This is a genomic window from Luteimonas qiangzhengi (assembly GCF_039548515.1).
Taxonomy (GTDB): Bacteria; Pseudomonadota; Gammaproteobacteria; order Xanthomonadales; family Xanthomonadaceae; genus Luteimonas.
Genome location: NZ_JBCLVE010000003.1, coordinates 167497 through 180271, shown reverse-complemented (window position 1 = coordinate 180271; position 12775 = coordinate 167497). Strand labels below are relative to the sequence as shown.

General features: G+C 65.2%; 14 protein-coding genes. 11 read left to right on the top strand and 3 right to left on the bottom strand.

The genetic code is table 11. The annotated features are described in order from the left end of the window. Positions 1–96 precede the first annotated feature (96 nt). The 5 genes from WCE59_RS03095 (at position 97) to WCE59_RS03075 (ending at position 3857) form a co-directional block, all read left to right on the top strand. Positions 97–1311 carry a tetratricopeptide repeat protein gene (locus WCE59_RS03095; protein WP_343257244.1) on the top strand — a complete coding sequence of 405 codons (1215 nt, stop codon included), beginning with the start codon at positions 97–99 and terminating at the stop codon, positions 1309–1311. A 159-nt stretch (positions 1312–1470) separates the two neighbouring features. Further along, positions 1471–2133, top strand: coding sequence for an energy transducer TonB (locus tag WCE59_RS03090; RefSeq protein WP_343257243.1), 663 nt, complete (start codon positions 1471–1473; stop codon positions 2131–2133). An 84-nt stretch (positions 2134–2217) separates the two neighbouring features. Beyond that, positions 2218–2985 (top strand): MotA/TolQ/ExbB proton channel family protein, encoded by a 768-nt coding sequence (locus WCE59_RS03085; RefSeq protein WP_343257242.1) that lies wholly within the window; start codon positions 2218–2220, stop codon positions 2983–2985. A gap of 26 nt (positions 2986–3011) precedes the next feature. Then, positions 3012–3428 (top strand): ExbD/TolR family protein, encoded by a 417-nt coding sequence (locus tag WCE59_RS03080; protein ID WP_343257241.1) that lies wholly within the window; start codon positions 3012–3014, stop codon positions 3426–3428. A 15-nt stretch (positions 3429–3443) separates the two neighbouring features. After that, positions 3444–3857, top strand: a complete 414-nt coding sequence (locus tag WCE59_RS03075) for an ExbD/TolR family protein (protein WP_343257240.1) — start codon at positions 3444–3446, stop codon at positions 3855–3857. A gap of 113 nt (positions 3858–3970) precedes the next feature. Here the strand turns inward: WCE59_RS03075 and WCE59_RS03070 are convergent, their stop codons facing one another. From WCE59_RS03070 to cls, 3 genes are read right to left on the bottom strand one after another with little or no spacing between them, the layout of a single operon-like run. After that, complete coding sequence (locus WCE59_RS03070) at positions 3971–4723, bottom strand: pyridoxine 5'-phosphate synthase (protein ID WP_343257239.1); 753 nt, start codon at positions 4721–4723, stop codon at positions 3971–3973. A 30-nt stretch (positions 4724–4753) separates the two neighbouring features. Then, entirely contained in the window at positions 4754–5044 is a 291-nt protein-coding gene (locus WCE59_RS03065; protein WP_343257238.1) for a hypothetical protein, read from the bottom strand. A gap of 60 nt (positions 5045–5104) precedes the next feature. Further along, a complete protein-coding gene (gene cls / locus WCE59_RS03060; protein ID WP_343257237.1) occupies positions 5105–6553 on the bottom strand; it encodes a cardiolipin synthase in 1449 nt (482 codons plus the stop codon). Between the two features lie 323 nt (positions 6554–6876). On the opposite strand from cls, the gene WCE59_RS03055 reads away from it, so the two are divergent. The 6 genes from WCE59_RS03055 (at position 6877) to WCE59_RS03030 (ending at position 12765) form a co-directional block, all read left to right on the top strand. After that, entirely contained in the window at positions 6877–7380 is a 504-nt protein-coding gene (locus tag WCE59_RS03055) for a hypothetical protein (RefSeq protein ID WP_343257236.1), read from the top strand. A gap of 2 nt (positions 7381–7382) precedes the next feature. Further along, positions 7383–8045 carry a hypothetical protein gene (locus WCE59_RS03050; protein ID WP_343257235.1) on the top strand — a complete coding sequence of 221 codons (663 nt, stop codon included), beginning with the start codon at positions 7383–7385 and terminating at the stop codon, positions 8043–8045. Between the two features lie 28 nt (positions 8046–8073). Then, on the top strand, positions 8074–9675 hold the full coding sequence (locus WCE59_RS03045; RefSeq protein ID WP_343257234.1) for an adhesin: 1602 nt from the start codon (positions 8074–8076) through the stop codon (positions 9673–9675). Between the two features lie 225 nt (positions 9676–9900). Beyond that, positions 9901–10578: a C39 family peptidase gene (locus tag WCE59_RS03040; protein WP_343257383.1), complete on the top strand. Its 678-nt coding sequence runs from the start codon at positions 9901–9903 to the stop codon at positions 10576–10578. 13 nt (positions 10579–10591) lie between these two features. Beyond that, complete coding sequence (locus WCE59_RS03035) at positions 10592–11359, top strand: hypothetical protein (protein WP_343257233.1); 768 nt, start codon at positions 10592–10594, stop codon at positions 11357–11359. Positions 11360–11466: 107 nt separating this feature from the next. Next, positions 11467–12765: a transporter gene (locus WCE59_RS03030; protein ID WP_449284094.1), complete on the top strand. Its 1299-nt coding sequence runs from the start codon at positions 11467–11469 to the stop codon at positions 12763–12765. Positions 12766–12775: the final 10 nt, after the last annotated feature.

The following is a 12775-nucleotide window of genomic DNA, read 5'->3' as shown; positions in this document are numbered from 1 at the left end:
CTGGCGACCGCTGTTCCGCAGCCGGTCCTGTGCCAGAATCCAGTTTTCCGATGTGTCCGGACACCCGGATGTCGTCCAGAGATAGAAGGTAACCCCATGAAATCCATCACCCATGCTCCCGCCCTGATTGCCCTGGCCGTTGCCGCTGCGCTTGCCGGCGCACCTGCCGCCGAAGCCAATGCAGCCATGTCGCCCGTCGTCACCGAGGCTGCTGCCGACGAGTGCCAGCGCAGCCGGCGTGGATCCAGCGCCAAGCAGGAAGTCGAAGAACGTTATCCGAACGCCACGCGCGAGGCGCCCGGCGAAACCGCCTCCACCCGGATGTCGCAGCGGCTCAACCGCCTCAACACCGCGATGCAGGATGACGAGTTCGACAAGGTGTTGGAGCACGCCGAAGACATCCTTGGCCAGGAGCGCGCGAACGATTACGACCGGGCGTTCGCTGCCCAGATGGCAGGCCATGCGGCGTACAACGCCGACGACATGGAGGCTGCCAAGCGCTATACGGCCCAGGCCGTCGAGCTGAACGGGCTCGACAACAACAACCATTTCCAGGCCATGTTCATGCTGGTCCAGCTGCACGCCCAGGACGAAGAGACCGAACAGGCCCTGACCCTGCTGGAGCGCTACTTTGCCGAGTCCGGCAGCACCGACGCCAACGATCTGATCCTGCACGGCCAGCTGCTGTACCAGGCGGATCGCTTCGCCGAAGCCATTCCGGTGCTGCGTCAGGCGATCGACACCGCGGAAAGTCCGCAGGCAAGCTGGACTCAGCTGCTGATGGCCGCCTACATGGAAACTGGCCAGGATGCGGAAGCTACCGCCCTTGCCGAACAGATCGCCGGAGCCGCACCGGATGACAAGCGTTCGCAGCTCAACCTGGCCAGCATGTATATGCAGGCCGACCAGAACGCGAAGGCAATCGAGGTGATGGAGCGGCTGCGTGCCAGCGGCCAGCTGACCGAGGATCGCGAGTACCGCAACCTCATGGCCCTGCACCTGAACTCCGATGGCGGCGAAGCGGCAGCCATCGCCGTGATCAACGACGGCCTGGAAAAGGGCGTGCTCGAGAGCAACCACCAGACCTACCTGGCACTCGCCCAGGCGAATTACTTCTCCGACCAGGTGGAACCCGCGATCGAGGCCTATCGCAAGGCCGCCCCGCTGGACAGCAGCGGCGAAACCTACCTCAACCTGGCCCGGATCCTGTACGGCGAAGGACGCGAAGCCGAAGCAGCCGACGCTGCAAGGCAGGCGCTGTCCAAGGGTGTGAAGCGTCCGGAAGATGCACAGCGCATCATCGGAAACTGATCCGCAAGTGCTTTCGCATGTGCCAATCGTTGCCCCATTTTGGTTGGTAACGCGTAGCAGGATTGGTATAGACTTGGAATTTCCCGTCGCAGAAACGCAACGGGATTTCCGAACCACCAGAACCGGGCGGCACGTCCGGATAGACTCGAGTTTTTCCGCATGACGCAACGCTTGCCGAACACCGAGACGGGCCAGGACCCAGGCCTGGATTGGGCGCGTATCGCCGGCTTCACCATGGTGATCACCTTCCATGTGGCCGCCGTGCTGCTGCTCCTGGCTCCCGTCAATCCTCCTGCCGCCGATGCGGAACGGGATGACGTGACCCAGGTAGTGATTATCGAACCGCCGCCGCCGCCGCCCCCACCGCCGCCGCCGCCGCCTGAAGAAGAGCGGCCGCCGGAGATCAAGGAGCTGTCGCCGCCGGCGCCAACGCCGACGCCGCCGCCGCCGGATGATCCGCCGGTCGTGTTCGACACGCCCTCACCGATGGATACGCCCGCGCCGCCGCCAACACCGCCTGCGCCGCCGGCACCGCCGACCGCCATCGAGGCCAGCGTTGACGTGTCTTCGCGAGCCATGAATCCGCCGCGCTACCCGCCGTCCGCGCTGCGCGCAAACATTACCGGTACGGTGATCCTCATCATCAGCGTCGATGCCCAGGGCAACGTCACCGATGTCGAGGTTGAGCGTTCCAGCCGTAACCGTGACCTTGACCGTGCAGCCATCCAGGCGGCACGCAAGTGGCGCTTCAACGCGGCCCAGATTGATGGTGTTGCATCTGCCGGGCGCGTGCGCGTTCCGGTCGACTTCAACCTCGACTGATCGCGGGCACCACAGCTTCCACAAGATCCATCAGTTCCATCCCCGATTCACCAACTCCACCTTCAACATTCAAAGGTAAGCGTCATGCTGCAGGAAACCACCAACGCCCCTACCGGAGCCGCCGACAGCGCAGCAGCGCTGCAGCAGATGGGCTTCGCCGACATGATCACCCATCTGGACATCGTCGGCTGGACGGCTTTGATCACCCTTCTGGTGATGTCCGCGCTTTCGATCTACTGGATCATCTTCAACCTGATCAAGAACCAGCGCCTCAAAGGCAGTTCCGACCGCGTGATCCGCACGTTCTGGGAAACCCCGAACGCACAGGACGCCATCCGTTTCATGGAAGAACAGCGTCCGAGCGAGCCGTTCTCCAAGGTCGCCCTTGATGCTGCCCAGGCAGCTGCCCACCACCAGCGCCACGAAGGCTCGCGCCTGGTTGAATCGCTGACCCGCTCCGAGTACGTCGACCGTGCGCTGCGCCAGGGCGTGGTGCGTGAATCGCTGCGTCTGGAGTCCGGCCTCACCCTGCTGGCTACCGTCGGCTCGATCGCTCCGTTCGTTGGTCTGCTTGGTACCGTGTGGGGCATCTACCGCGCCCTGATCCGCATCGGCGCCAGCGGCCAGGCCGACATCGGCGCGGTTGCCGGTCCGGTGGGTGAGGCGCTGATCATGACCGCGATCGGTCTGGGCGTGGCCATTCCGGCAGTGCTTGGCTACAACTTCTTCAACCGTGCCAACCGGATGCTCAACAACAAGCTCGATACCTTCGCCCATGACCTGCACGACTTCTTTGCGATCGGTTCGCGCGTGGGTGAAGTTCCCGCCCCGGCACCTGCAAAGAAGGCTTGATCCGGACAGACTGAGGGAGGCCGCAAATGTCCTACAGTGCCAACCAAGGTGGCGGCGAGCCGATGGCGGCGATGAACGTCGTGCCGCTGGTCGACGTGATGCTGGTGCTGCTGATCATCTTCATGGTGACGGCACCACTGATGGCGCATAAGGTTGAAGTCGAGTTGCCCCGGGCCGATCTTGAAGATCGACCCGACCAGGCACCGCCTGCTCCGCCCATCACCATCGCAGTGAGGGAAAACGGCGAAATCTTCCTCAATGACCAGCCGGTCACACGCGAGTTGCTGGAAAGCGCGCTTTCGGTGGAGGCGCAGAAGACGCCGCAGCCACCGGTGAACGTGCGCGGCGACCGCACCACCCCGTATCGCACGATCAACGAGGTGGTGACCATTGCGCAGGCCCAGGGCATGCGCAAGGTCGGCTTCGTCGCCACCCGCGAGTAACAACGGAGATCCACGATGGCGTTCAGTTCCAACTCCAGCGAAGGCCCAATGGCTGAAATCAACATCATTCCGCTTGCGGACGTGATGCTGGTTCTGCTGATCATCTTCATGGTGACCGCGCCGCAGCTGTCTTATCCCATCGATATCGACCTGCCGCAGCGCTCCGAAACGCCACCGGAGCAGCGGCTTGATCCGCCGGAGCCAATCCGGCTGCGGATCGATGGTGCCGGTCAGGTATTCTGGAATGACAGTCCAACGCCAATGACCGCTCTGCGCAACATGATGGAAGCCGAGGTCCAGCGTGATCCAGGCAACCAGCCGACGTTGGAGATCGACGCGGCACAGGATTCGGAATATGGAATCCTGGCCAAGGTCCTGGCTGAAGCGAAGAACGCGCAGATGTTGAAGATCGGCTTCGTCAAGAAATAACGGCCGCCCCCGGTACGCCGTCGCCTGCAGCGCGGCGTATCGGACAACAGCCGGAAAGTTGAACGCCGCCCACTGGGCGGCGTTTTTTTGTCCGATCGATCAGATCCAGACCGTCAGGCGGCGACTATTTTCCGATAGTTCGCCACAGTGTTGGCCAGCCCCTGATACAGGGCTTCGCTGATCAACGCGTGACCGATCGAGACCTCCAGCACGTCGGGGACTGCGGCGAGGAATTCGCCGAGATTATCCTGGCTCAAATCATGGCCGGCGTTGACGCCCAGTCCGGCCTGCTGCGCCCGCTCGGCGGCGGCAATGAACATAGGCAGCGCCGCGCCCGCCTCACCGCGCGCATGCGCTTCTGCGTAGGGGCCGGTGTAAAGCTCGATCCGGTCGGCGCCAAGCGCTGCGGCGCGGGTCAGGCCCGGGCCGATATCGGCATCGGCAAACAGGCTGACCCGGCAGCCGATGTCTTTGAGCGCGGCAATGGGCTGGCGAAGCCGCTCCGCGTCAGCCACCAGGTCGAAGCCGTGGTCGGAGGTCAGCTGCTCATCGTCATCGGGAACCAGGGTCGCCTGATGGGGCTGGGCGCGTTCGCACAGCGCCAGAAAACCGGGATAGCCCGCCCGCGCCGGGGCAAAGGGATTGCCCTCCAGGTTGAACTCCACGCCGCGTTCGCGGCACAGCTGGGCCAGCTTCAGCACATCATCGGTGCGGGCGTGGCGTGCATCTGGACGGGCATGCAGGGTCAGGCCATGGGCACCGGCATCCAGGCAGGTTGTCGCCGCGCGCAGGATGTCCGGTTCGCCCCCTCCGCGCGAGTTGCGCAGCAGGGCAACCTTGTTGAGGTTCACACTGAGACTGGTCATTAAAAACGGCTTCCCGGCCAAGGTGTTCGGTCAGCGATCGACGATCGACGATCCGCGGTCGGTGGGCAACGTGCTGTCGGTCGTGGCGCCGGGCGCACGACGGGCCTCGGCCTGTTCGCGCAGTCGACGCAGCTCCTGCGGGTCGATCATCATCGTCTCATCCCGCGACTGGGTGCCGACCCTTTGTGCCACCAGGCCCATCACCCAGATCACCATCAATACCAGTGCCACCAGGATGCAAATGACGGCCAGCGCCATCGAGGTGGTGGTCATTGCAATTGCGAATGCGGCAATTGCCAGCAGCAGGAACAGCCAGGGCATGGGGCGTTCTCCTCCGTGAACGGGGACAGTCTAGCGCGTGCGCAATGTCTGCCCAAAATCCTACAGCAGCGGTGACAGCAATCTCGCCAGTGCCTCGGGCAGGCGGTCGGCAAACAGTGAACGCTCCTTGTTGCGCTGGACCACCGGGGCGCCCTCGAACTCGCCCCGCAGGTGCTGCTCAAGCGTGGCCGCCAGGTTGGTGTCGTCAAGCAGCGCGGAGACTTCGAAGTTCAGGCGGAAGCTGCGGTGATCGAAGTTGGCGCTGCCAAGTATCACCAGGTGGTCATCCACCAGCAGGGCCTTGGTATGCAGCATGCGCGGGCCATATTCGTGCACCTTCACCCCGGCCCTGATCAGGGTGTCGAAATACGAGCGCGCGGCCAGGGTGACCAGGCGGCTGTCGGAGCGCTTGGGTACCAGCAGGCGTACATCCAGCCCGGCCAGGGCGGCCGAGGTCAGCGCCATCATCGCCGCCTCGCCCGGCACAAAGTACGGTGTGGCCAGCCATACCCGCCGTTGGGCGCCGTGGATCGCGCCCACGTGCAGGCGATGGATTGCTTCCCAGGAAGAGTCGGGCCCCGAAGTGAGGATCTGGGTGTGGATGGTCCCGGGCACGTCCGGGCGGGGCGTCTGCCGGTGGATTTCATCAACGCAGGCGTCCTCGCCGGTGGCGTAGATCCAGTCCTCCACGAAGACACGCTGCAGGCGCAGTACCGCTTCGCCCTCCAGCCGCAGATGCAGGTCGCGGAAGGCGTCGTCACTTTGGCGCTCGTCATGGTCGTCGCTGATGTTGACGCTGCCGGTGTAGCCGATCCGGCCGTCGATAACCACGATCTTGCGGTGCGAACGCAGGTTCAGCCACGGGCGCTGCCAGACCCGGCCGAATCTGGGCGGATGGAACCAGGCCAGCTCACCGCCGGCTTCGACGAAATCCTTGAAGAAACGCCGCGATCGGCTGCCCCCAACTGCGTCGATCAGCAGGCGCACCTTGACCCCGGCGCGGACCCGTTCGGTGAGCGCATCGCGCAGCGCGGTGCCTGCGTTGTCGGGGTGATAGATGTAGTACTCGAGATGGATGTGGGTGGTGGCCGCGCGCACGTCCTCCAGCAGTGCGTCATAGGTGGCGCAGCCGTCCACCAGCAGGCGCACGCTGTGGGCCAGGCTGCGTGGCAGGCCGGTACTGGCCTCGGCCAGGCGGGTCAGCTCGGCGGCATCGCTGGACTCGTCGGAGTAATCGGCATTTCCGGACATCCGCGCCCGGCTGGTTTCGCGCCGCAGCTGATGGCGACGGATCCGCTGCGGGCCGAACACGTGGTAGATCAGAAACCCGAGGTAGGGAAGCAGAGCCAGGCCCAGCAGCCAGCTCAGGGTGGCGACCGGCTCGCGCTTCTGCAGGATGATCCATCCGCCCAGCAGCAACAGATAGGCCAGCCAGCCCAGAACCAGCACCAGGACCAGGCCGTTGCCGGAAGCCAGCAGTTCCCAGCCGCGCTGCAGCAGTTCCGGCATGTTCCATTTCCTCAGCTGGCGCCGGTGTGGCGCCATCACAGGCTAACCCGGCAATGCGCCCACGCGCAGTTCCACGTGACGTTCAAGCGACTGTAACGGTGAGCGTGGTGGGTGTAACAAGCGTGTTACACCCCTCGCGGGGACCGGATCCCGCAAGGGGACGGGGCATCGGCCGGAGAAGAGCGCCTGCGCCTGCAACGCTGCTGTTACACCCGACGGTGTGGGTACGCACCAGTTTTACTGCAAGCTCTTGATTTATAAGATTTATATTGTTTGGCACGGCGTCTGCGTACCACCACTCGCAACCACTGCGAGCGCACTTCATGTCCAGACAATCCCTTTTACTCCTGCTCACTGCCGTCAGCGCGATGGCCTTGGCGCCTGTTGTTGCACAGGCGGCCGGAGCGCGTGCAGGCGTGCATCCCCAGCACGGGGAAATGGTGCTGCTGCGCAACGTCCATGCGCGTCCCGCCTACCGTCCGGCCCCCCCGGGCATCGCGTTGATCGTTGATCCCAGGCCCAGCCGCGAGCTGCACGCCGGACTCGGCACCGGGGAAATGAGCGATGCCGATTTCGCCGCGATTTCCTCCGGCCACAGCCTCGGGCCTGTCCGTCCTGCTTCCGGCATTGATGGCACGGTGAACAGTGCGATCGGCGCCAGCCTCGGTACCGGTCAGGTGCAGCACTCCGGCGCCTTGGGCGGCAGCGTTGGCGGAGCGCTTTCGGGCCCGTTGGGGACCGTTGGCAACACCACCCGCGGCATCGGCAGCCATGTGACCGGGGCCATGTCGCACTTCCCGATCGGCAAGAGCCCGGGCGGACCGTGATCATGCGCCGTCTGGTGAAGACTGCTGCTGTCTTGATGCTGGGTGTACTGGCGATGGGGCTGCCGCTGTCGGCGCTCCCCGCCCATGCCCAGCAGCCGGATGACTACGCGGACATGCTCCAGTACCTGGCGCAGACCCGCCTTGAGGGCAACGCGCTGGCGGGCGCAAGCGGCGCAATCGCGGTCAACATGGCCGCCGGTGATCTCAACCAGCAGGCGAACCTGCGCAGCATCGCGATCGGTGAGCTTGCCCAGGCGTCCGCCACCGCACTCCAGCGCAGCCGGGGCGATGTGGGCACCGCTCCCGACCATGCCATCGCCGTGATCAGCGGCAACGTCCTGCAGGGCGCCGGCGGCCTGGCATCCATCAATCAGGCCAGCGGCACCGGCAATGCGGAACTGAACGCAGTCACGGTCGCGCTGGCACAACGAGGCATACGTGAGGCCAGCGACGCGATGTTGGCGTCGACGGACTTCGCGTCGGCAGGGATGCAAACCATCTCCGAACCAGGGGCCGCACGAACGCATACCCGCGAGGTGGGCGTTGAAAGGTCCGCCTTGCAGGGGTTCGACGGGGTTCTGCAACTCAACCAGGCCGCGGGCGTCGCCAATCTGACGGAGAACAGGCTTCTGATCTCCGTGCAGGGCGCCGGCCCGGGCATTTGATCCAGACAGAGTTCAACAGGAGACAACCATGAAACGCAATCTGAAGATGACTGCACTGGCAGTCGCCGTCGCGACCTTCGCGATGGGTACCGCCGCAGCGCAGGTCGCGCCGGCGGACGTCACCACTACGGTCGACACCGATATCCTCATCTATGGCGACATCGAAGCCGTCGGCGAAGTGGCCGTGGGTGGTGAGCTGCTGGTCGGGGGCGACATCAACCTCGACTACGATTACGACTACAACGACAACTTCGACCGCAACGTCACCCTCAACCAGACGGTCACCTCGGACGTCAGCGAGTTCGTGACTTCCGACGTCAGTGAATTCGTCAGCAGTGATATCAGCGAGACATTCACCTCGGACATCAGCGAGACATTCACTTCCGACATCAGCGAGAGCGCCAGCTCCGTTGTGACTGACTGGCAGAACACGGAGACCAACCAGGTCACCTCCGACATCGTGCGCAACGAGCTCGGCCGTACCGACATCCGCACTGAGCGCGACGAGCACGGCGTGAGCGTCAACATCGACAAGTCGATCTCGCTCAGCTCGGACATCTCCTTCACCGGTGATCCCACCATCACCGGAGCGATCGATCTGGATTCGGCCGCGATCTCACTGATCGACAATCGCCAGTCCAACACCGAAAACGTCGGCCTGAACGACATGGTCACCAACGACGCATCGATCGGTGATGACGTGGGTACCGCGGCTTCGGGCAACCTGCAGTTCAACGTTGCCGCCGGCGACAACAACATGCAGGACAACGCCGCCGCGCTGGCCGCCGCCGATGCCGGCTTCTCGTTCGGCATGGCCGACGCGGAGATCTTCGTCAACCAGTACGGCGCCGGCAACGCCACCGTCAACATGGGCGTGACCAACAGCGCCAGCCTGGGCAACAACGCCTTCAGCGACGCATCGGGCAACATCGGCGCCAACATCGCGTCGGGCAACAACAACATGCAGAAGAACGCGATGGCATCCTCGGTGGCCACCGCCGCCTACGCGCAGGCCACCGTCAGCTCCAACCAGATCTCAACCGGCAACGTCGTATCCAACACCGGCGTGATGGAAGAGATGACCGACACGATCGACATCACCCTGAGCGGTACGGTGAGCGGCGAGACGACCGGTTCGGCGACCGGCACCTATCAGGGTTCCGCATCCGGTGGCTACGCCGGCACGGGCAATTCCTACCAGAGCAGCAACTTCTACCCCGGCATGTGGGAAGGCGAGGAGCATCCGTCAGGAGGCACTCCGATCGGCCACGCCGACTTCGACATCGACGGCGTGGGAGCCGTGGCCAACCCGTTCCAGGACGGCGTTGGTGGGCTGGGCTTCGACAACGTCGAGGAAGGCGACTACGTGGGCAGCGAGTCGGGCGTGCTGTCGTTCGATGAGCTGTCCTTCAGCGACCTGCAGGCCAGTCTGGCCGGTACCGTGACGACCACCCAGTGGATCGTGCGCGATGCCACCAACACGGCGGCCCTGTCCGACAACGCGTTTGCCAACGCGTCGGGCAACATCGGCGTCAACCTGGCTGCCGGCAGCGGCAACATGCAGGCCAACAGCCTGTCGATGGCGGTGGCCCAGCCCGGTGCCAACGGTGGTCCGCCGCCGGCCGAGTAAACAACGCCTGACGGCGTAAAGAGGTTTCCCGGTCCTTCCCCTGTGGCCGGGATGCAACGGACGCCCCGCTCCGCCTCCCCCGCGGAGCGGGGCCTCCATCTTCGAACAGTATCCCGGACATCCATCTGGGACATTCATCGTAGAAACGGGACGACCAGGATGGAGAACACCTTGTTGCCGCACTGGACCAGGACCTGGCGCCGGACGGCGCGACGGGCCGCCGCGATGGCGGCCCTGGCCGTGGTTGTCGCCCTGCCGGGTGTGCATGCGGCAGACATCCAGTTCGCCGGCGTATTGCCCAACGGTGCGATGTTCACCAAGTCGGTCGAAAGCATGACCGAGGGCCGGTTCCGGCACGTGGTGCGCCAGTACACGGACTACAGCTGCGGGGCCGCGGCGTTGGCCACGATCCTGCGCTACGCCTACCGGCTGGACGCGGATGAGGCGAAGGTGATCGAAGGGATGATGATGGTGTCCGACCCGGAGATCGTCCGCGAACGCGGATTTTCACTGCTGGACATCAAGCAGTACGTTGAATCGCTGGGCATGCGCGGACGCGGCTACCGGGTGGATGAGGATCGGCTGCGCAGCCTGCGCGTGCCGGCAATCGTGCTGATGGACGTGGCCGGATTCCGGCATTTCGTGGTCCTCAAGCAGGTCCAGGGCGACATGGTCGAGATCGGCGATCCGATGCTCGGTAACCGCAGCATCCCACTGGATGAATTCATGGCCGGGTGGCCGTCGCGGGCCGTGTTCGTCGTGATAGGCAGTGACTTTGACCGCAATACCGTGCTGCTGGACCCGCCTTCGCGCCCAAGCGCCAAGGCCCTGTATGCACGCCAGGGCCCGTTGACCGACGCCGAGCTGCTTGATTTCGGCTTCACCCACGCGGACCTGTTCTGACAGGAGCTGTGAAATGAACACTTTCCACTCGCTGGGCTGCGCGCTGCTGCTGGGAGCGCTGCTGTGCAGTGCCCCGGCGCTGGCCGAGCAGGCCCCGGCGCGCAAGGCGGCGGGACTGACCGAGATTCCCGACCCGGAACTGGACCTGATGCGCGGCCGCTTCATCGCCGGCGACAACAAGGTGCTGTGGTTCGGGGTGTCGATGATCTCCAGCTGGCAGACGGGGTCCGGGCAGATGCTGCAGGGCCGGCTCGATATCGGGTTTGATTTCAGGGACGGGCAGCCGGTGGTGAGCTTCAGCCCCAACGTGGTGCTGACCGACGAATACGCGCCGATGCCCGTGCCTTCCGGCCAGCGCAGCGTGGACAGCGCCGGCCTGGCCAATGTGTCCGGCCTGGTTCAGGGCGTGCAGGTGGCCGGGGACGGCAACGCCGCCAGCAACCTGACCTCGCTGACGCTGCGTGATGGCGAAATTCCGGCGGCCGCTCCCGGCGGTGCATCCCGGGGCGGGGTCAGCCAGAGTGCCGGAGCGGCCTCGGCCAGCGCCCGGTTTGATGGCAACACGGCCGGCGTGCTGCTTGCAGTAGAGGGCCACGGCGCGGTCGAACAGTGGATCCGCGCGGGCAGCATGGGCCAGAGCATCCGCCTGACCAGCGACGGCCAGTCGGTCAGCAATCAACTGCATCTGGACATGGTGCGCGAATCGCTGCCGGCGACCGCGATGCTCAACCAGAACGTGGCCCAGGCGCTGGTGACAACGCGTGGAATTGGCGGTTTCTGATGCGGTTCGGGGGAGCGCATCAGGGACAGGGACACGGGGCGGTGCGTTGGGGCAGCGCCCCGCGACCGGTGCCGCTGGCGTGGGCGCTGGCCGCCGCCCTGGCATGCATGGCCGGGCCCGTGGTGGCCCAGGACCAGCCGACTGGAATGGCCCTGAGCGCCGAAGAACGGGAAGCCGTGGCGCGCATGATGCAGGAGCTGGCGGCGCTCAAGGCCGCCTATTCCGAAGAAGTACGGCGACTGCGCGAGCTGGACATGCAGATGCAGGCGCTGCAGGCGCGCATCACCGGACGCGCACCGGCCAGCCAGTCGGACCCGCCCTCGCAGGCGGAAGCCGTGGCGCCGGCAGCGCCGCCGGCCATCGCGCAGACACCGGCCGCAGCGCCCGCGCCTGATGCCGGCTATGCGAGCACGGCCGAGGACGCCGCGCGCGCGCGCGAAGAAGAGGCCCGCAGCGTGTCCGACGTGCGCCAGCAGCAACAGGCGCTGTTCAACCAGCGCCTGGTGATTGACCAGGGCATCAGCTACAACCGCTACGACCGCAAGCAGCTGACCCTCAATGGCTTTTTGGCCCTGGATGCAATCTTCCTGGGCAATATCGCGATCGAGAACGTCGAATCCGATACCGCCACCTACAACCTCGGCGCACGCTGGGGGGTGTCGCCGCGGCTGACGGTGAATCTGGACGTGCCGTGGATCTGGCGGCGCACCGTGTACCAGAAGGGCGGCGCGGGCGGCGCGGCGGCGGTCATCGCCCAGGCGCACACCAGCGGCTCGGGCCTGGGCGATATCACCGCCAGCGCCAACTACAAGCTGTTCTCCGAGCGAAGGTTCCTGCCCGAGACCGTGCTCACCCTGGGCGTCACCGCGCCGACCGGGCGCGAGCCGTACGGGATTCCGTGGCGGGTGCTGGAGCGCGACGAGGACGAATTCATCCGTTTCGCAGTGCCCGAGGAACAACCCACCGGCAACGGCGTGTGGCAGGCGTCGGCCAACCTGTCGGCGGTCAAGGCCACCGAGCCGGCGATCCTGTTCGGCAGCATCGGCTATACCCATGCGTTCGCGGCCAGCTTCGACGATCTGGACAACAATCCGGCCACGGTCAATCCGGGCGATGTCCGGCTCGGCCATGCGTTCACGCTGGGGGCCGGCGTGGCGTTTGCCTTCAACGAACGCACCAGCCTGAGCATCGCCTACAACAACCGGTTCAACGCACGCGCGCGCACCCGCTATGAAGGCGGTGAGTGGACGAAACTGATCGGCTCGGATGGCAACGCCGCCACCCTGAGCCTGGGCGTGACCCACGCGCTCAGCCCGCAGGCGACGTTTGTCGGCATGCTGGGTATTGGCCTGACGCCCGACGCGCCTGACTTCAGCCTCAGCTTCAAGATTCCCTACACGCTGTAGATGGGGGCGA

What these genes read in the sequence shown, in the direction of transcription:
- WCE59_RS03035 (WP_343257233.1), top strand. Translation starts at nt 10,592, where the DNA reads ATGAACACTTTCCACTCGCTGGGCTGCGCGCTGCTGCTGGGAGCGCTG.
- WCE59_RS03095 (WP_343257244.1), top strand. Translation starts at nt 97, where the DNA reads ATGAAATCCATCACCCATGCTCCCGCCCTGATTGCCCTGGCCGTTGCC.
- WCE59_RS03065 (WP_343257238.1), bottom strand. Translation starts at nt 5,044, where the DNA reads ATGCCCTGGCTGTTCCTGCTGCTGGCAATTGCCGCATTCGCAATTGCA.
- WCE59_RS03075 (WP_343257240.1), top strand. Translation starts at nt 3,444, where the DNA reads ATGGCGTTCAGTTCCAACTCCAGCGAAGGCCCAATGGCTGAAATCAAC.
- cls (WP_343257237.1), bottom strand. Translation starts at nt 6,553, where the DNA reads ATGCCGGAACTGCTGCAGCGCGGCTGGGAACTGCTGGCTTCCGGCAAC.
- WCE59_RS03050 (WP_343257235.1), top strand. Translation starts at nt 7,383, where the DNA reads ATGCGCCGTCTGGTGAAGACTGCTGCTGTCTTGATGCTGGGTGTACTG.
- WCE59_RS03085 (WP_343257242.1), top strand. Translation starts at nt 2,218, where the DNA reads ATGCTGCAGGAAACCACCAACGCCCCTACCGGAGCCGCCGACAGCGCA.
- WCE59_RS03070 (WP_343257239.1), bottom strand. Translation starts at nt 4,723, where the DNA reads ATGACCAGTCTCAGTGTGAACCTCAACAAGGTTGCCCTGCTGCGCAAC.
- WCE59_RS03030 (WP_449284094.1), top strand. Translation starts at nt 11,467, where the DNA reads ATGGCCGGGCCCGTGGTGGCCCAGGACCAGCCGACTGGAATGGCCCTG.
- WCE59_RS03055 (WP_343257236.1), top strand. Translation starts at nt 6,877, where the DNA reads ATGTCCAGACAATCCCTTTTACTCCTGCTCACTGCCGTCAGCGCGATG.
- WCE59_RS03090 (WP_343257243.1), top strand. Translation starts at nt 1,471, where the DNA reads ATGACGCAACGCTTGCCGAACACCGAGACGGGCCAGGACCCAGGCCTG.
- WCE59_RS03045 (WP_343257234.1), top strand. Translation starts at nt 8,074, where the DNA reads ATGAAACGCAATCTGAAGATGACTGCACTGGCAGTCGCCGTCGCGACC.
- WCE59_RS03040 (WP_343257383.1), top strand. Translation starts at nt 9,901, where the DNA reads ATGGCGGCCCTGGCCGTGGTTGTCGCCCTGCCGGGTGTGCATGCGGCA.
- WCE59_RS03080 (WP_343257241.1), top strand. Translation starts at nt 3,012, where the DNA reads ATGTCCTACAGTGCCAACCAAGGTGGCGGCGAGCCGATGGCGGCGATG.